The 16,362-nt window shown below is 62.1% G+C and carries 15 protein-coding genes; 3 read left to right on the forward strand and 12 right to left on the reverse strand.

Going from position 1 to position 16,362, the window contains the following annotated elements:
- Positions 1-28 precede the first annotated feature (28 nt).
- Entirely contained in the window at positions 29-916 is an 888-nt protein-coding gene (gene ku / locus F2S13_RS15940; RefSeq protein WP_166362439.1) for a non-homologous end joining protein Ku, read from the reverse strand.
- Positions 917-1,101: 185 nt separating this feature from the next.
- On the opposite strand from ku, the gene F2S13_RS15945 reads away from it, so the two are divergent.
- The gene (locus F2S13_RS15945; protein ID WP_166362441.1) at positions 1,102-1,362 is read left to right on the forward strand and encodes a DUF1652 domain-containing protein; all 261 of its coding nucleotides are present in this window, start codon (positions 1,102-1,104) and stop codon (positions 1,360-1,362) included.
- Between the two features lie 133 nt (positions 1,363-1,495).
- Here the strand turns inward: F2S13_RS15945 and eco are convergent, their stop codons facing one another.
- On the reverse strand, positions 1,496-1,975 hold the full coding sequence (eco, locus tag F2S13_RS15950; protein WP_166362443.1) for a serine protease inhibitor ecotin: 480 nt from the start codon (positions 1,973-1,975) through the stop codon (positions 1,496-1,498).
- A 100-nt stretch (positions 1,976-2,075) separates the two neighbouring features.
- Between eco and F2S13_RS15955 the strand changes: the two genes are divergently transcribed.
- Positions 2,076-3,284: an amino acid deaminase gene (locus tag F2S13_RS15955; RefSeq protein WP_166362445.1), complete on the forward strand. Its 1,209-nt coding sequence runs from the start codon at positions 2,076-2,078 to the stop codon at positions 3,282-3,284.
- 265 nt (positions 3,285-3,549) lie between these two features.
- Here F2S13_RS15955 and F2S13_RS15965 read toward each other — a convergent pair whose 3' ends face one another.
- The 10 genes from F2S13_RS15965 to F2S13_RS16010 form a co-directional block, all read right to left on the reverse strand.
- Entirely contained in the window at positions 3,550-3,825 is a 276-nt protein-coding gene (locus tag F2S13_RS15965; protein ID WP_007932676.1) for a peptidylprolyl isomerase, read from the reverse strand.
- 78 nt (positions 3,826-3,903) lie between these two features.
- Entirely contained in the window at positions 3,904-5,859 is a 1,956-nt protein-coding gene (locus F2S13_RS15970) for an acetoacetate--CoA ligase (protein ID WP_166362447.1), read from the reverse strand.
- A gap of 11 nt (positions 5,860-5,870) precedes the next feature.
- The gene (gene hbdH, locus F2S13_RS15975; RefSeq protein ID WP_166362449.1) at positions 5,871-6,641 is read right to left on the reverse strand and encodes a 3-hydroxybutyrate dehydrogenase; all 771 of its coding nucleotides are present in this window, start codon (positions 6,639-6,641) and stop codon (positions 5,871-5,873) included.
- Between the two features lie 10 nt (positions 6,642-6,651).
- Positions 6,652-8,043: a GntP family permease gene (locus tag F2S13_RS15980; RefSeq protein ID WP_166362451.1), complete on the reverse strand. Its 1,392-nt coding sequence runs from the start codon at positions 8,041-8,043 to the stop codon at positions 6,652-6,654.
- Between the two features lie 281 nt (positions 8,044-8,324).
- On the reverse strand, positions 8,325-9,719 hold the full coding sequence (locus F2S13_RS15985) for a sigma-54 interaction domain-containing protein (protein ID WP_166362453.1): 1,395 nt from the start codon (positions 9,717-9,719) through the stop codon (positions 8,325-8,327).
- A gap of 45 nt (positions 9,720-9,764) precedes the next feature.
- On the reverse strand, positions 9,765-10,787 hold the full coding sequence (locus F2S13_RS15990; RefSeq protein ID WP_166362455.1) for an ABC transporter permease: 1,023 nt from the start codon (positions 10,785-10,787) through the stop codon (positions 9,765-9,767).
- A complete protein-coding gene (locus F2S13_RS15995; RefSeq protein WP_166362457.1) occupies positions 10,787-11,845 on the reverse strand; it encodes a microcin C ABC transporter permease YejB in 1,059 nt (352 codons plus the stop codon). The genes F2S13_RS15990 and F2S13_RS15995 overlap by 1 nt, the downstream gene beginning before the upstream one ends.
- Positions 11,842-13,707, reverse strand: coding sequence for an extracellular solute-binding protein (locus F2S13_RS16000; protein ID WP_166362459.1), 1,866 nt, complete (start codon positions 13,705-13,707; stop codon positions 11,842-11,844). The genes F2S13_RS15995 and F2S13_RS16000 overlap by 4 nt, the downstream gene beginning before the upstream one ends.
- A gap of 81 nt (positions 13,708-13,788) precedes the next feature.
- On the reverse strand, positions 13,789-14,070 hold the full coding sequence (locus F2S13_RS16005; protein WP_095966785.1) for a peptidylprolyl isomerase: 282 nt from the start codon (positions 14,068-14,070) through the stop codon (positions 13,789-13,791).
- A gap of 79 nt (positions 14,071-14,149) precedes the next feature.
- A complete protein-coding gene (locus tag F2S13_RS16010) occupies positions 14,150-15,259 on the reverse strand; it encodes a 3-deoxy-7-phosphoheptulonate synthase (RefSeq protein ID WP_166362461.1) in 1,110 nt (369 codons plus the stop codon).
- Positions 15,260-15,865: 606 nt separating this feature from the next.
- On the opposite strand from F2S13_RS16010, the gene F2S13_RS16015 reads away from it, so the two are divergent.
- On the forward strand, positions 15,866-16,300 hold the full coding sequence (locus F2S13_RS16015) for a GNAT family N-acetyltransferase (RefSeq protein ID WP_343047488.1): 435 nt from the start codon (positions 15,866-15,868) through the stop codon (positions 16,298-16,300).
- Positions 16,301-16,362: the final 62 nt, after the last annotated feature.

Consider the following 16,362-nt stretch of genomic DNA (forward strand, 5'->3'; position numbering starts at 1 on the left):
TCATGATCGGTTACCTGGCACGCGCACATCATGAGGCCTTGCGCGTCTTGCGTGGTGCAGCTGGCTTTTTCTCGGCCTTTGCCGGTGTCCTGGCGGGCTTTTCGGCGGTTGCGCGTTTGCTCGTCGATCGGCCAGCCAGGCTGCGTTTGAGCAACTCGGTAAGGTCGATGACGTCGGCGCTCTGGCGCTGCTCCTGGCCTTCGATGGTCTCGACATCTTCGATCTTGCCTTCATGGGCCTTCTTGTCGACCAGCGCCATGATCTGTTCTTCGAAGGTGTCGAGATAGTCTGCCGGTTGCCAGTCCGCACTCATGTCGTCGATCAGGCGCTTGGCCATGTCCAGTTCCGGTTTGGACAGGCTTGGCTTCTTGACCTCGCTGTCCAGCTCCAGGCTCTCCAGGCTGCGTACTTGCGCCGGCCAGCGCAGCTTGACCAGCACCAGGGCATCCTCCAGCGGCATCAAGGCCGTAAGGTACTGCCGGGTATGCAGGACTACCCGTGCCAGCGCAACCTTGTCGGTCTGGCGCAAGGCTTCGCGCAGCAGTGCATAGACTTTGCCGCCGCGCCGGTCAGGGGCGAGGTAGTAGGGGGTGTCGATGTTCGGCAGGGGTATTTTCGAGCTGTCGACGAACGAGAAAATCTCGATGGTCTGGGTCGACTTCGGATGGGCCGAGCGGATCTCGTCTTCGCTGAGTACGACATAGCGGCCTTTCTCGTACTGCACGCCCTTGACGATGTGTTCGCTGTCGACCTCCTTGCCCGTGACCTTGTTCACGCGTTTGTAACCGACCGGGTCCATGCTGCGCTTGTCCAGCCAGTCGAAATCGACGCCCTGGGAAGAGGTCGCCGAGACCAGCGCTACGGGGATATGGACCAGTCCGAAACTGATCGCGCCTTTCCAGATTGCACGTGCCATCGCTGTCGCCCTCGATTGCTCATGAGCAGGTGACTGCGAGCGCGGGGGCAAAGTTTCAATTTACCGTCGGTGGCGGGGGCTGGGAAAAATAATTTATGTGGATCTGCGCAAAGCGGCCTAGTCTGAATCTGGATCCGCAATGCACGTTTGCAATTGATGCCGACCAATAAAAAGGAGAAGCGTACATGCTTTCAACCCTGGAATTGCGCAACATCATCGAAAGCAGCTTTTTGCCCATGCGTTGCCAATGCACGCTGGCGCAGGACCGTTCGTTGACGGTGCGGGTATTCGACCGGACCAGTGAGCGGGTCGATCTGCTGGTCACGGGAATTTGCGCTGAACGGCTCAACAGCAGCCGTGCGATCTCCAATCTGATTACCGGCTTGCGCCATGACCTGGCGCATACCCATCTGGTCAAGGCCAATCGCGTCGGCGATAGCCTTTAGTTGGTCCTCGCTCCCACGCTAGCCCTCGTTCCCTCGCTCTGCGTGGGAACGCCCCCTGTGACGCTCCGCGTCGCGGACGCTGGAGCGTCTGGCACTGCATTCCCACGCGGAGCGTGGGAACGAGAACTAACTGTTACTCCTCTTTTGCCTTGCTGAGCTGCTCACCCGCCGACCAGACCCGATAATTTACTTCCACCCCCTTGGGTGCATACACCACGATCGGCAGCTTGCTGTTGTAGCGCAGCATGAAGCCTTCCCCGACCACTGGCACGAAGGCCATGGTTTTCTTGCTGTCCGGGCAGGCCATCAAGGTGGACATCGGTCCTTTCACGGCTTCAAGCCGATAGTAGCTGTAACCCCAGCCCTGCAGCGTCTTCTCGTCGAGCGTGCCGCCGAGTCGCTGGCGGTTGCAGTCGACGTCCAGTTGCTTGCCGGCGACGATTTCGACCTGGTAATTGTTTTCATCGGTTTGCGCGGGCAAGTGGATCACTTGTCGCGTGAAGCCGGCTTCGGCTTCAGGGTAGGGCGCCACATCCTTGAGATTGGCCGCAAAGGCCTGTGAGCCCAGTGCGGTCAATGACAGGGCGAGGGTGGTGAGAATTGAAATGCGCATGTTGCCTCCTTGCAGGGCGTTGAATGAATTTCAAGCGTAATGTCGATGATGAGTGGCGATCAGTCTATTACTATCCTAATGATCTTCAGGAGAGCTCCCGATGAGTATCAACAGCCACCAGGAGAAGGGCTGGGCCGCGCCCGGCGCCAGCCTGGTCAGCGATGTCAGTCTGCCGGCGCTGGTGATTCATCGCCCGGCGCTGGAGCACAACATTCACTGGATGCAGAACTTCGTTCAGAAAACCGGTGCCCAACTGGCGCCACACGGTAAGACCAGCATGACGCCGGCTTTGTTCCAGCGTCAGCTCGAACAGGGAGCCTGGGCCATTACCCTGGCCACCGCCGTGCAGACCCACGCCGCCTATGCCCATGGCGTGCGCCGGGTGCTGATGGCCAACCAGTTGGTCGGTATGCCCAACATGGCCCTGATCGCCGAGTTGCTGGTCGATCCGCTGTTCGACTTCCATTGCCTGGTCGATCACCCGGACAACGTCGCAGCACTGGGCCGGTTTTTCGAGGCGCGCGGCCTGCGCCTGAATGTGATGATCGAGTACGGTGTGCCCGGTGGCCGCTGCGGTTGCCGCACCGAGCAGCAGGTGCGCGAACTGGCGGCTGCGATTGCCGCGCAACCGGCGTTGGCCCTGACCGGCATTGAAGGCTACGAGGGCGTGATTCACGGCGAACACATCGAAGACAATGTCCGTGTCTATGCCGCCTCGCTGGTGGACCTGGCGGTGCAGTTGCAGCACCAGCACGCGTTCGCCCTGGACCAGCCGATCATCACCGCCTCGGGCTCGGCCTGGTATGACTTGATTGCCGAGGCCTTCGCCGCGCGCGCGGTGCGGGATCGCTTTCTCGGAGTGCTGCGGCCGGGCTGTTACGTGGTGCATGACCATGGCATCTACCAGGATGCCCAACACGGTGTGCTCGAGCGTCATGGCGACCTGGTCGAGGGCCTGCGCCCGGCGCTGGAGGTCTGGGCCCATGTACAGTCGATGCCTGAACCAGGCTTTGCCGTGGTGGCACTGGGCAAGCGCGACGTGGCCTACGATGCCGGGCTGCCGGTGCCACTCAAGCGCTATCGAGCAGGTGTCGAGCCGGCCGTCGGCGAGGATGTCAGTGCCTGTCGGGTGACCCGGCTGATGGACCAGCATGCCTTCATGCAGGTCCCGGCGGGGTGCGAATTGCACATCGGTGACATTGTCTCGTTCGGCACTTCGCATCCTTGCCTGACCTTCGACAAGTGGCGCACGGTGTGCCTGGTCGATGAGCAGCTAAGGGTGATCGAGAACATGCCGACAACCTTTTAGGGCGTGTCATCAACCATTTCCTGGCTTGCGCCGGCGCCTGTTTTTGCGCAGGGCAAGGCGCGAGGAGAGAAGTTTGGTCATTCCAAATGAACGACGAGTAACGCAGCCCTGCGCAAAAACAGGCCCGGCCCTCCGGGTTGTGCCTGAGCGCGCGCCATGCGGCGTTGCAGCCCTTGCCAATGGAGTGACCATTGGCTGCGGACTGCGCCTTGCCTGGCACGCGCTCAGGCGACAACGCAAGCCAGGAAATGGTTGATGACACGCCCTAGTCCCGGTAAAACACCTGGACCAGGTGATAGCCGAACTTGCTCTTGATCGGGCCGTGCACCGTACGCAGGGGCTTTTTGAAGATCACCTGGTCGATGGCGCCAACCATTTGTCCTGGACGGACTTCGCCCAGGTCGCCGCCGCGCTTGCCCGACGGGCAGGTGGAGTACTTCTTGGCCAGCACATCGAAGGCTTCGCCCTTGGCGATGCGTTGCTTGAGTTGTTCGGCTTCTTCGGCTGTTTTCACCAGAATATGGCGAGCTTGTGCTTTCATGTCGCGACTGCCTTGCAGAGTGCTGCAGTAAAAAAGCCGGCGATTATGCCCCATGATCGGCCCGCAGGCATGGATTGATTATGTGGCAAGTTCCGCACGGTCACGAAATTGCTCCAGCGCTTCGGGGTTGGCCAGGGCATCGGTGTTTTTCACGGGCAGGCCGTGGACCATGTTGCGCACCGCCAATTCAACGATCTTGCCGCTGATGGTGCGCGGGATATCGTTGACCGCGAGGATCTTCGCTGGCACATGACGCGGCGTGGTGTTGGCGCGGATCACGTGGCGGATGCGCTCCTGCAGGGCATCGTCCAGCGTGATGCCTTCACGCAGGCGCACGAACAGCACGACCCGTACGTCGTTCTGCCATTGCTGGCCGATGGCAACGCATTCCAGTACCTGCTCGATCTTTTCCACCTGGCGATAGATCTCCGCCGTGCCGATGCGCACGCCGCCGGGGTTGAGCACCGCGTCGGAGCGGCCATGAATGAGCATGCTGCCATGGGCGGTCTGCTCGGCATAATCGCCGTGGGCCCAGACCCCGGGGAATTGCTCGAAGTAGGCAGCCCTGAAGCGTTCGCCGTCGGGGTCGTTCCAGAACCCCAGGGGGATGGCCGGGAAGGACCGGGTGCAGACCAGTTCGCCTTTCTCGCCGATCACCGGCTGGCCGGCGTCATTCCAGACCTCCACGGCCATGCCCAGGCCCTTGCACTGGATCTCGCCCCGGTGCACCGGCAATACCGGGTTGCCGAGCACGAAGCAGGAAATGATGTCGGTCCCGCCGGAAATCGATGACAGACACAGGTCGGCCTTGATCTCGCGGTAAACGTAGTCGTAACTCTCAGGCGACAGAGGCGAGCCGGTCGACAACAGGACCTTGAGGCGCTCCAGGCGGTGACTGAGGCGCGGTTGCTCACCGGCTTTTTCCAGCGCCGCGAGGTACTTGGCGCTGGCGCCGAAGACACTGATGCCTTCATTGTCGATCAGGTCCAGCAGGCGCTGCGGGCCAGGATGGAAGGGCGAGCCGTCATACAGCACCAGCGTCGCGCCCAGGGCCAGGCCGCTGGCCTGCCAATTCCACATCATCCAGCCGCAGGTGGTGTAGTAGAACAGGCAGTCCTCGGCGCCCAGGTCGGCGTGCAGTCCGTGTTCCTTGAAGTGTTGCAGCAACACGCCGCCGGCGGTGTGGACGATGCACTTGGGCACGCCGGTGGTGCCGCTGGAATAAAGGATATACAGGGGATGGGCGAAGGGCACCGGGGTGAACTCCGGTTCGCCGTCGCTCTGGTAGAAGTCGTCCCACAGGCAGACCGGCGCAGTACTCTTGAAGTCTGCGCTGCGTGCCTGTGGCCGGGTATATGGCACGACCACCAATTGCTTGAGCGTCGGCAGTTGGGCCAGCACTTCGTTGACCTTGTCGGTCTGATCGATGTCCTTGCCGGCATAGGCATAGCCGGCGCAGACGATCAGCACCTTGGGCTCGATCTGGCCGAAGCGGTCGATGATACCGTGGGTGCCGAACTCGGGTGACGAGCAGGACCAGATCGCGCCCAGGCTGGTGGTCGCGAGCATGGCCACCACCGTTTGCCAGGTGTTGGGCAGGCAGGCCGCGACCCTGTCGCCCGGGCCCACACCGACCGCGCGCAGGCTTTGTTGCAGGCCGGCGACATGGGCGGCGAGTTCGGCAAAGGTCAGCTGTTCACGCAGGCCATCCTCCCGCACAGAGACCAGCGCCGGGTGATGGTCGCGACGGCGCAGCAGGTGCTCGGCGAAGTTCAGGGTAGCGCCGTCGAACCAGCGTGCATCGGGCATGTACGGGCCGTCGATGAGCACGGTGGAGGGCGGGGTGTGCCAGGTGACATCGAAGGTGTCGACGATGGCCTGCCAAAATGCTTCGCGCTGGTCGATGCTCCAGCGGTGCAGGGCGGGGTAGTCGGCCAGGTCCAGGTCATGGCGCTGATTGATCGAGCGCCGGAACGCATCCATTCGTGAGGCGCGGATGCGTGCAGGATCGGGTCGCCAGAGTAGCTTTGCCATGTCAGCCTCCATCACTGCGCCAGCCAGCCGCCGTCGATGTTCCAGGCTGCGCCGCGTACCTGGCTGCCGGCTTCGCTACATAGAAACAATACCAGTTCGCCCAGATGCGCGGGAGTGACGAAGGCCAGCGACGGTTGCTTTTCCGCCAGTAGATCGTGCTGTGCCTGCTTTGGGTCGACCCCTCTGGCGGCACGGTCGTCGATCTGCTTTTGCACCAGCGGGGTCAGGACCCAGCCCGGGCAGATGGCGTTGCACGTCACGTTACTGGTGGCGGTTTCCAGGCCGACGACCTTGGTCAGGCCGACCACCCCGTGCTTGGCCGCCACATAGGCTGCCTTGCCGACCGAGCCGACCTGGCCGTGCACCGAGGCGATGTTGACAATCCTGCCCCAGCCACGCAGGCGCATCCCGGGCAAGGCCAGGCGGGTGCTGTGGAACACGGCCGACAGGTTGATGGCAATGATCGCGTCCCAGCGCTCGACCGGAAATTCCTCCACCGCCGCCACATGCTGGATACCGGCATTGTTGACCAGGATATCGACTCCGCCGAACTCGCGTTCGGCATAGGCAAACAGGTCGGCGATTTGCTGCACATCGCTGATATCGGCCGGGTGATGGCCGACTTTGCCGCCGAATGCGGCGACCTCGGCGACGGCGGCGCTGGCGTCGCCGAAACCATTGAGAATCAGATCGGCGCCAGCTCGGGCCAGGCTCAGGGCGATGCCCAGGCCGATGCCGCTGGTGGATCCTGTGACCAACGCGGTTTTGCCTTTGAGACTCATGCTGCGCTCCTTAAACGATGCCGGTGAGGTAGAAGGTGGTAATGACCACGAACACCGCCAGGGTCTTGATCAGGGTAATGCCGAAAATGTCCTTGTACGCCTCGCGGTGCGTCAATCCGGTGACCGCCAGCAGGGTGATCACCGCGCCATTGTGCGGCAGTGTGTCCATGCCGCCACTGGCCATGGCGGCCACCCGGTGCAGGACTTCCAGCGGAATGTTGGCGGCGTGGGCGGCAGCGATGAAGCTGTCGGACATGGCGGCCAGGGCGATGCTCATGCCGCCCGAGGCGGAGCCTGTGATGCCGGCCAGCAGGGTGACGGTGATGGCTTCATTGACCAGCGGATTGGGGATGCTTTTCAGCGTGTCGGCCAGCACCAGGAACCCCGGCAACGAGGCGATCACCGCGCCAAAGCCATATTCGGAGGCGGTATTCATTGCCGCCAGCATGGCACCGCCCACGGCGGACCTGCTGCCTTCGGCCAACTTGCCGCGAATGGCGTTGAAACCAAAGAGCATGACCACGAGGATACCGACCAGCAGGGCCGCTTCCACCGCCCAGATGGCGGTGAGCTTGGCGATTTCGGTCTGCACCGGGGTGGCCATGCCGGGCAGGCTGAGGGTGTGGGTCTTGCCGTACCACAGGGGGATCTGGTGGGTGAACAGCAGGTTCATGATGCCCACCAGCAACAATGGCGACAGGGCAATCAGCGGATTGGGCAGCTTCAGGTCAGGTGCGGTTTCCGGCTCATTGCGCAGTTGCGTACCGTAGCCCTCACCGGCGCGCTGGGCTTTGTTGCGCTGACGCTGCAGGTACAGTATGCCTGCGCAGAAGACGAAGATCGAACCGATCAGCCCCAGCCAGGGTGCAGCCCAGGCGGTGGTATTGAAGAAGGTGGAGGGAATGATGTTCTGGATCTGCGGCGTGCCGGGCAGGGCGTCCATGGTGAAGGAAAACGCGCCCAGGGCGATGGTCGCCGGGACCAACCGTTTGGGAATGTCGCTCTGACGGAACATTTCCGCGGCAAACGGATACACCGCAAACACCACCACGAACAGCGAGACGCCGCCATAGGTGAGCAAGGCGCAGACCAGCACGATCACCAGCATGGCCTGGCGGGTGCCGAGCAAGCGGATGGCGGCGGCAACGATCGAACGGGAGAAGCCGGACAGTTCGATCAGCTTGCCGAAGACCGCGCCGAGCAGGAAGACCGGGAAATACAGTTTGATGAAACCGACCATTTTCTCCATGAACACCCCGGTGAAGGCGGGGGCTACGGCGGAGGGATCAGTCAGGAGGACGGCGCCGAGGGCGGCGATGGGGGCGAACAGGATAACGCTATAGCCACGATAGGCGGCGAGCATCAGCAGCGCGAGGGCCGCCAGGGCGATGATTACACTCATCGAGTGTCTCCTTGGTGCAGCTTGTTTTTGTTGTTGGTTGCGGGGGAGATAGCGAGATTTGTGCCAGATTGTTAAGTTGTTGAAATATATATGTTTTTTTGTAAGGTGATTGGATGTTCGTCTCTGTATTGAGATGAAGGTCCTTCGGACCTTATCGCTGGCAAGCCAGCTCCCACAGGATTCGTGTACAGCGCCGACTCTGTGGGAGCTGGCTTGCCAGCGATCGGCCGCACCGCGGCCGCAACAATCTCAAATCAGAAACCAATATCTCCAATCAGAGACTAACCAACCCCCAACGCCACCATCTTCTTGTACAAAGTAGACCGCCCCAGCCCCAGCAACTGCGCCGCCTGCGGCACATTCCCACCACACTCACTTAACGCCGCCTCAATCATCTGCCGCTCAAACCGCTCGCTGGCCTGCTTCAAGGTCTCGCGCACCGGGCTTGGCGTCCCATGCCGATGGGGCTTGAGCGTGCCGATCGCCGCCCGAATATCCGCAGCCCCCAGTCGGCTGTCATCACAGAGCAACGCGGCCCGTTCCAGCACATTGCGCAGCTCGCGAATATTGCCCGGCCAGGCATGCTGGGCGAGCAGGGCCAGGGCGTCGCTGTCCAGTTCGTGCTGGCTGTTGAGGTCTTCGAGGGTGGCCTCGCTGATCGCCGGTATGTCCTCCAGCCGTTCACGCAGCGGCGGAACCTGGATCGGCAGGACATTGAGCCGGTAGTACAGGTCGGCGCGAAACTCGCCCCGGGCCATGGCGGCGGCCAGGTCCGTGGAGGTCGCGGCAATCACCCGCACATCGCTCTGGATCACCTCATTGGAACCCACCGGTTCGTATTCCTTTTCCTGCAGCACCCGAAGCAGCTTGCTTTGTAGAGGCAGCGGCATGTCGCCGATTTCGTCGAGAAACAGCGTGCCGCCCTGGGCAATTTTCAATTTGCCGGGACGGCCCTTGCGGTCGGCACCGGTGAAGGCCCCCGGCGCCGTACCGAAGAATTCTGCCTCGAGCAAGGCTTCGGGGATGGCGGCGCTGTTGATGCTGACAAAGGCTTTGTGCGCACGCGTTGACGCGGCATGGATGGCGTGGGCCAGGAGTTCCTTGCCGGTGCCGGTCTCGCCCAGCAGCAGGATCGGCGAGTCACTGCTGGCGCCCCGCCGGGCTCGGCGCTTGACGTCCAGGCTGGCTGCGCTGGTGCCGATGAACTGGGCGAAGCTGTACTTGGCCTGGCGGGCGCGCAGTAGCGAGCGAGTGGAGGCCAGTTCCTGCTGCATGCTCGAGTAGCGTTCAAGCAAGGGTGAGAGGTTGCGCAACTCATCGAACAGGGCAAAACCGATGGCACCGATCACTTCGCCTGCACCATCGTGAATCGGCAGGCGCATCACCACCAGCGGCTCTCTCGGGGTGTCGAGCATGTCCAGCAGGATCGGCCGTCCGCTGTTGACCACCTCGCGCATCAGGGTTCCGGGGATGATGCTTTCACAAGGCTGGCCGATGGCGACGCTGGCGTCGCTCAAGCCGAAGCGGCGTGCATGGCGTTCGTTGATCCAGACGATGCGCCCATCGCGGTCGACAATCACAGTGCCTTCGCTTGATTGCTCGATGATTTCGAACAAGGAGCGAATCGCCAGCTGGCGAACCTGTTGGTAGTCCTTGAGGCTTTCGCTGTCGTTCATTGACCGTTCCATGCGGTTGTTAAGAGCCGGGCTGTGAAGCGTCGATTATGCCCTCGGATCGAAGGCGTCGCGCAACGCCTCGCCGATAAACACCAGCAGCGACAGGATCAGTGCCAGGGTAAAGAACGCCGTGAAACCCAGCCACGGTGCCTGCAGGTTCTGTTTGCCCTGGTTGATCAGCTCGCCCAGCGAGGCGCTGCCGGCGGGCATGCCGAAACCGAGGAAATCCAGTGCGGTCAGGGTCGAAATGGCGCCGGTGAGTATGAAGGGCACAAAGGTCAGCGTGGCGTTCATGGCGTTGGGCAGGATGTGTCGCACGATCACCAGCCGGTCGGGCAGCCCAAGTGCGCGGGCGGCCTGGACATACTCCAGATTGCGCCCGCGCAGGAATTCGGCACGCACGACATCGACCAGCGCCAGCCAGGAAAACAGCGCCATGATCCCCAGCAGCCACCAGAAGTTCGGCTCGACGAAACCCGAAAGGATGATCAACAGGTAGAGCACCGGTAGTCCCGACCAGACCTCCAGCAAGCGCTGCCCGATCAGATCGACCCAGCCGCCGTGATAGCCTTGCAATGCCCCGGCCGCGATGCCGATCAGCATGCTGATCAGGGTCAGGGCCAGGGCGAACAGGATCGACACCCGTGCGCCGAAAATGACCCGCGCGAGCACGTCGCGGCCCTGATCGTCGGTACCCAGCCAGTTGACCGTCGATGGTGGGCTGGGTGAGGGTTGCAGCAGGTCGTAGTTGGGGGTGTCGGCGCTGAAGGGAATGGGGGGGAACAGCATCCAGCCGCCCTGGTTGGCGATCAGATCGCGTACATAGTTGCTGCGGTAGTCGGGTTGGAAGGGCAGTTGCCCACCGAAGTCCTGTTCGGTGTAGCGCTTGAGTGCCGGGAAATAAAGGCTGCCCTGATAGCTGAGCAACAAGGGTTTGTCGTTGGCGATCAGCTCGCCGCCAAGGCTCATGACGAACAGCAGCATGAACAGCCACAGCGAATACAAGCCACGCCGGTTGCGTTTGAAGCGCTGCAGCTTGCGACGGCTCATGGGCGACAGTGTCAGCATCAGCGGCCCCTTGTTTCGAAGTCGATGCGTGGGTCGACCATGGTGTAGCAGAGGTCGCCAATCAATCTGATCAGCAAGCCGAACAAGGTGAAGATGAACAACGAGCCGAACACCACCGGATAGTCACGGGCAACGGCCGCTTCGTAACTCATGCGGCCCATGCCGTCGAGGGAGAAAATCACCTCGATCAGCAGCGACCCTGCGAAAAACACGCTGATCAAGGCCTGGGGAATCCCGGCTACCACCAGCAACATGGCGTTGCGAAACACATGGCCGTAGAGCACCTGTTGGTCGCCCAGGCCCTTGGCCCTGGCGGTAACCACGTACTGCCGGGTGATTTCGTTGAGAAAGGCATTCTTGGTAAGGATGGTCAGGGTGGCGAAACCGCCGATCACCAGGGAGGTGACCGGCAGCACCAGGTGCCAGAAATAGTCGGCAATCTTGCCCAGCAGTGACAGCTGCTGGAAGTTTTCCGAGACAAGGCCGCGCACCGGGAACCAGTTCAGGGAGGTGCCGCCGGCAAACACTACGATCAACAGCAGGGCGAACAGGAACGCCGGCATTGCATAGCCGATGATGATCGCGGTGCTGGTCCAGACATCGAACAGGCTGCCATGGCGCACGGCCTTGCGAATGCCCAGCGGGATCGACACCAGGTAGGTGATCAGGGTGGCCCACAGCCCCAGTGAGATGGTGACCGGCAACTTGTCGAGGATCAGGTCAGTCACCTTGGCCCCGCGAAAGAAGCTGTTGCCGAAGTCGAGCATGGCGTATTGCTTGAGCATCAGCCAGAGGCGCTCGGGAGCCGACTTGTCGAAGCCATACTGGTGCTCGATCTCCTTGATCAATTTCGGGTCGAGGCCGCGGCTGGCCCGGGAGCCGACGTGCAAGGTCTCCGTGGAGCCGGCGACAGCGCCTGCGCCAATGCCTTGCAGGCGCGCGATGGCTTGTTCCACCGGTCCGCCCGGCGCGGCCTGGACGATGACGAAATTGACCAGCAGGATGACCAGCAGGGTGGGGATGATCAGCAGCAGTCGTCGCAGGATATAGCCTGTCATTGCTGTGCCTCGTTGCTGTGTTCGCGGGCCTTGAGTGCCGTCATCTGTTGGTTGGTCAGCGCGGTCGGGCTGACTTCCCACCAGGACTCGATGGCTTCGTCATTGCTGGCTTGCACGGTCGGAATGCCAAAGCGGTTCCACCAGACCGTCGAGGTGCCCGGCGGGTAGTAATTGGGAATCCAGTAGTAATTCCATTGCAGCACCCGATCCAGTGCATGGGCATGACGAACCATGTCGGGCTGGGTTTCGGCCTTTACCAGGCCGGTAATCAGCTGATCGACGACAGGGCTCTGCAGGGCCATGTAATTGTTGGAGCCCGGGTCGCTGGCGCCCTGGGAACCGAAGTAGTTGTACAGCTCCATGCCCGGGGAGGGTGTGACCGGGTAGCCGGTGACAATCATGTCGTAGTCGCGGGCCATCAGGCGGTTCAGGTATTGCGAGCTATCGATGCGGCGTATCTCCAGGTCGATGCCGATCTGCGCCAGGGTGCGCTTCCAGGGCAGCAGCAGGCGTTCGAAACCGTTCTGGCTGTTGAGGAAGGTGAAGCTCAGGGGCTCGCCCTCGGCGTTGACCAGTTGGTCGCCCTTTGGGTGCCAGCCAGCCTCCGCGAGCAGCGCCAGAGCCTGCATCTGCTTGTCGCGGATAAGTCCGGAGCCATCGGTTTTCGGCGCTTCGAAGACCTGGGTGAAAACTTCGTCGGGGATTTGTCCACGCAAAGGTTCGAGGATCTTCAGCTCGTCCGCATCCGGCAGCTGCCGTGCTGCCAACGGGCTGTTGGAGAAGAAGCTTTGCTGGCGGATGTACATGTTGCGCATCATCTGCCGGTTGCTCCACTCGAAATCCCAGAGCAGGCTCAGTGCCTGGCGCACCCGGCGGTCCTGAAACATTGGCCGTTGCAGGTTGAAGACAAAACCCTGGGCTGCCTGCAATGACTGTTGGGCCAAATGGGCTTTCTGCAGGCGGCCATCATGCAGCGCGGGACTGTCGTAACCGATCGAGTAGGCGGTGGCGGAAAACTCCCGGTTGTAGTCATAGGCGCCGCCACGCAAAACCTGGCGGGCGACATCGGTATCGCCGAAGAACTCGATGCTGAAGCGGTCGAAGTTGTAGCGGCCACGATTGACCGGCAGGTCCTTGCCCCACCAGTTCGGCTCGCGCTCGAAGGTGATGCTGCGGCCATTGTCGACCTTGGCGACGCGGTACGGCCCGCTGCCCAAGGGCGGCTCGAAACCGCCGCCGTTGGCAAAATCGCGGGTTTTCCACCAATGCTCGGGCAGCACCGGGAGGGATGCCAGGTCCAGGGGCAGGGTGCGGTTCTCGTTGCTCTTGAAGTTGAAGCGAATCTGCCGTTCGGATTCGACCTGCACATCTTTCACGTCGGCAAATTGGGTGCGATACCTCAGGCTGCCCTGGGTCATCAGCAGGTCGAATGTATAGCGAACGTCCTGGGCGGTTATCGGGGTGCCGTCGGCGAAGCGGGCGCGCGGATCAAGGTAGAAGCGCAACCACAAGCCGTCGTCTGCGCGCTCCATTTTCTCTGCCACCTGGCCATACACGGTGTAGGGCTCATCCTGGGAGCGTACGGCCAGCGGCGAATAGATCCAGCCATCAACCTCGGTGATGCCGATGCCCTTGTCTATATAAGGCAGGATGTGATCGAACTGCCCCAGCTCCAACGCCGAACGACGCATGCTGCCGCCCTTGGGGGCAAGCGGGTTGACGTAGTCGAAATGGTTGAAGCCGGCGGGGTACTTCGGTGCTTCTGCGTAGACCGTCAGGGCGTGTTGGGGCGATGCGTCCACCGACTGCAGGATCAGCAAAAGCAAAAGGGCAGGCAGGGTGGTCAGGGACGGCAAGCGCATGTTCACCCTTGTTGCATTCGGGGTGGGGGTCAAACAATGGAAGCGGCCGCAGCCGCTTCCACTTTATATAGCGCAGGTTGATCAGTCCTGACGGCTGGTGACTTCCAGCAGGTGATAACCGAACTGGGTCTTGACCGGGCCTTGCACCACGTTGAGCGGGGCGCTGAACACCACGGTGTCGAATTCCTTGACCATCTGGCCCGGGCCGAACGAGCCCAGGTCACCGCCCTGGCGGCTGGACGGGCAGGTGGAGTTGGCTTTGGCGACTTCGGCGAAGTCAGCGCCGGCCTCGATTTGCGCTTTCAGTTCATTGCACTTGGCTTCGCTGGCAACCAGGATGTGACGGGCAGTGGCTTTGGCCATGAGGGAGTACTCCTTTTCAAGAAAGTGATGAGCCTACCGGAATCAGTGGGCTATTTCCCGTTAAAAGTTCCACCGGGTTTCAAGCCGGTGCCTGCTCTGTGCGCGCCTGCTGGCGCAGTTTGGCGGCCGCGCGGCGCAACAGGGTTTCGGTTGCCTCCCAGCCCAGGCAGCCATCGGTCACCGAGACGCCGTAGCGCAGGTCCTTGCCCAGGGGCTGGCAGCCTTCGAACAGATGACTCTCGAGCATCATCCCGACCAGCGAGCGGTCACCCTGCAGGCGTTGTTCGAGCACATCGTCGAACACCTCGGGCTGGCGCAGTGGGTCCTTGCCGCTGTTGGCGTGGCTGCAATCGACCATGATCCGCGTCGGGATCGCCGCCTTGGCCAGGTTGTGGTGGACCTGGGCAATGCTCTGGCGATCGTAGTTCGGCCCTCGATGGCCGCCGCGCAGTACCAGGTGCGTATCAGGGTTGCCCTGGGTCTCGATGATGGCCGGATGCCCCTGGGGGTCGACGCCGAAGTGTCGGTGCGGATGGGCCGCGCTGCGCATGGCATCGCAGGCGATGCCGACGCCGCCGTCGGTACCGTTCTTGAAACCGACCGGCATGCCCAGGCCGCTGGCCATTTCCCGGTGGATTTGCGACTCCGTGGTGCGGGCACCGATGGCGACCCAGCTGAGCAGGTCGTCCAGGTAGCCTGCCGCCATGGGCTGCAGCAGCTCGGTGGCGATCGGCAGGCCGAGCTTGAGCATTTCGCGCATCAACTCGCGAGACAGGGTCAGGCCGCCGACCATGTCGTCGCTGCCATCGAGGCGCGGGTCGTAGGCCAGGCCTTTCCAGCCGATGGTGGTGCGGGGTTTTTCCACGTAGGCGCGCATGACCAGCAACATGTCCTCGCTGAGATTGCGGGACAGGTCGGCCAGGCGGCCGGCGTATTCCAGCGCCGATTGTGGGTCATGGATCGAGCAAGGGCCAACCACCACCAGCAGGCGCGGGTCCTTGCCGTCGAGAATGGCGCGCACGGCCTGTCGATGAGCGCTGACTTGCTCATGCAGGGCGGCAGTGAGGGGCACCTGGTGCTTGAGCTCCAGGGTGCTGGGCAAGCGTTGGCTGACGACGGTGTTGGCAGCCAGGGACAGGTTCTGTGGCTGCAGGTGAGTCAGGGGCAGAGCGCGGATGGACGAATTCATGTTCAGGCTTCCCAGGGCTGGCGGCGGGTGCTTTCCCGCGCAATCAACCCTACCGAGGTGTTCGACAATTGGCCGTGTTGGCGTCGTGTGTGTGCGTGCCACCCATGCGTGACCGATCGGAGGCGGCAGGCTGTCCCGAACGGAGTTGGCTAAATCGCCAGGCGGTGTTGCTGTCGTAGCGGTAATAAGTGGTGAAGTTCATGGTGTATTCCTCAAGTTCAATGTCAGTTCGGTGTTGCTGGGGCTGAAAAAACAAAACCCCCGGTCGGGAGGCCGACCGGGGGTTGAGAATTCTCTGTCAGGCGACCCCTAAGTAGTGGGCGCCGTGTGGGTATCAGGCGCGCCAGTGGCTAAACCAATACCCAAAATAAAAGTTGACCGGTGCACGCTCAGCCGCAGCCACGACCGGGCGACGAGCGCTGGCAGCGTGACAAGCTTGAGTGAGAGTGAGGTGAGACATGCTGTTCTCCGGTTGATGCCCCGAGCTTACTTCACGGCGATGCGGCGATTCAATCAGAAATTTCAATCGCCGCGATTTATGCCAGACTTTCTCCACTTTCCGGACGCCAGCGCCCGTTGGTCTTGTGGATCGGTCAGGAGAATTCTGTGGAACTGTACTTTACCTGCGCCAGTGAAACGGACTTGCCGTTCGCCCGGGACCTGACCCGGCGCGCCATGCTGAAGTATTACCGCCAGTTCGATCTGCTCTGGATGGACGAAGCCTTCGACCAGGCCTGGCACTGGCGCGAGCAGTGGCTGCTCAGTACCGGCGACGGCGCGGTGGGCTACCTCAGCCTGAGTGCCGATGCCAGGGCGCTGTACATCCGCGAGCTGCACCTGATCGAATCCGTCCGTGGCCAGGGCTTCGGTTCGCGGGTGCTCGATCAAACCTTTCGCTGGGCCCGGGAACGTGGGCTGCCGCGGGTACGCTTGACCGTGTTCAACAGCAACCCCGCGCAGGCGCTGTATCTGCGCAAGGGGTTTGTCGCGGTGGGGGAGGATGAGTGTTTTGTGCGGATGGAAAGACCGGTGTTCGTTTGACACACCGTGTCGTCTGCATCGCTGGCAAGTCGAGTCGTCGCACCGCAGCTCCCACAGGGGGC

The organism is Pseudomonas akapageensis, from assembly GCF_011355085.1.
GTDB lineage: Bacteria > Pseudomonadota > Gammaproteobacteria > Pseudomonadales > Pseudomonadaceae > Aquipseudomonas > Aquipseudomonas akapageensis.

Excerpts from the sequence above, each read along its gene's own strand:
- hbdH (WP_166362449.1), bottom strand. The coding sequence starts at position 6,641 with ATGAGTCTCAAAGGCAAAACCGCGTTGGTCACAGGATCCACCAGCGGC.
- F2S13_RS15995 (WP_166362457.1), bottom strand. The coding sequence starts at position 11,845 with ATGACAGGCTATATCCTGCGACGACTGCTGCTGATCATCCCCACCCTG.
- F2S13_RS16000 (WP_166362459.1), bottom strand. The coding sequence starts at position 13,707 with ATGCGCTTGCCGTCCCTGACCACCCTGCCTGCCCTTTTGCTTTTGCTG.
- F2S13_RS16010 (WP_166362461.1), bottom strand. The coding sequence starts at position 15,259 with ATGAATTCGTCCATCCGCGCTCTGCCCCTGACTCACCTGCAGCCACAG.
- ku (WP_166362439.1), bottom strand. The coding sequence starts at position 916 with ATGGCACGTGCAATCTGGAAAGGCGCGATCAGTTTCGGACTGGTCCAT.
- F2S13_RS16005 (WP_095966785.1), bottom strand. The coding sequence starts at position 14,070 with ATGGCCAAAGCCACTGCCCGTCACATCCTGGTTGCCAGCGAAGCCAAG.
- F2S13_RS15985 (WP_166362453.1), bottom strand. The coding sequence starts at position 9,719 with ATGAACGACAGCGAAAGCCTCAAGGACTACCAACAGGTTCGCCAGCTG.
- eco (WP_166362443.1), bottom strand. The coding sequence starts at position 1,975 with ATGCGCATTTCAATTCTCACCACCCTCGCCCTGTCATTGACCGCACTG.
- F2S13_RS15990 (WP_166362455.1), bottom strand. The coding sequence starts at position 10,787 with ATGCTGACACTGTCGCCCATGAGCCGTCGCAAGCTGCAGCGCTTCAAA.
- F2S13_RS15980 (WP_166362451.1), bottom strand. The coding sequence starts at position 8,043 with ATGAGTGTAATCATCGCCCTGGCGGCCCTCGCGCTGCTGATGCTCGCC.
- F2S13_RS15955 (WP_166362445.1), top strand. The coding sequence starts at position 2,076 with ATGAGTATCAACAGCCACCAGGAGAAGGGCTGGGCCGCGCCCGGCGCC.
- F2S13_RS15965 (WP_007932676.1), bottom strand. The coding sequence starts at position 3,825 with ATGAAAGCACAAGCTCGCCATATTCTGGTGAAAACAGCCGAAGAAGCC.
- F2S13_RS15945 (WP_166362441.1), top strand. The coding sequence starts at position 1,102 with ATGCTTTCAACCCTGGAATTGCGCAACATCATCGAAAGCAGCTTTTTG.
- F2S13_RS15970 (WP_166362447.1), bottom strand. The coding sequence starts at position 5,859 with ATGGCAAAGCTACTCTGGCGACCCGATCCTGCACGCATCCGCGCCTCA.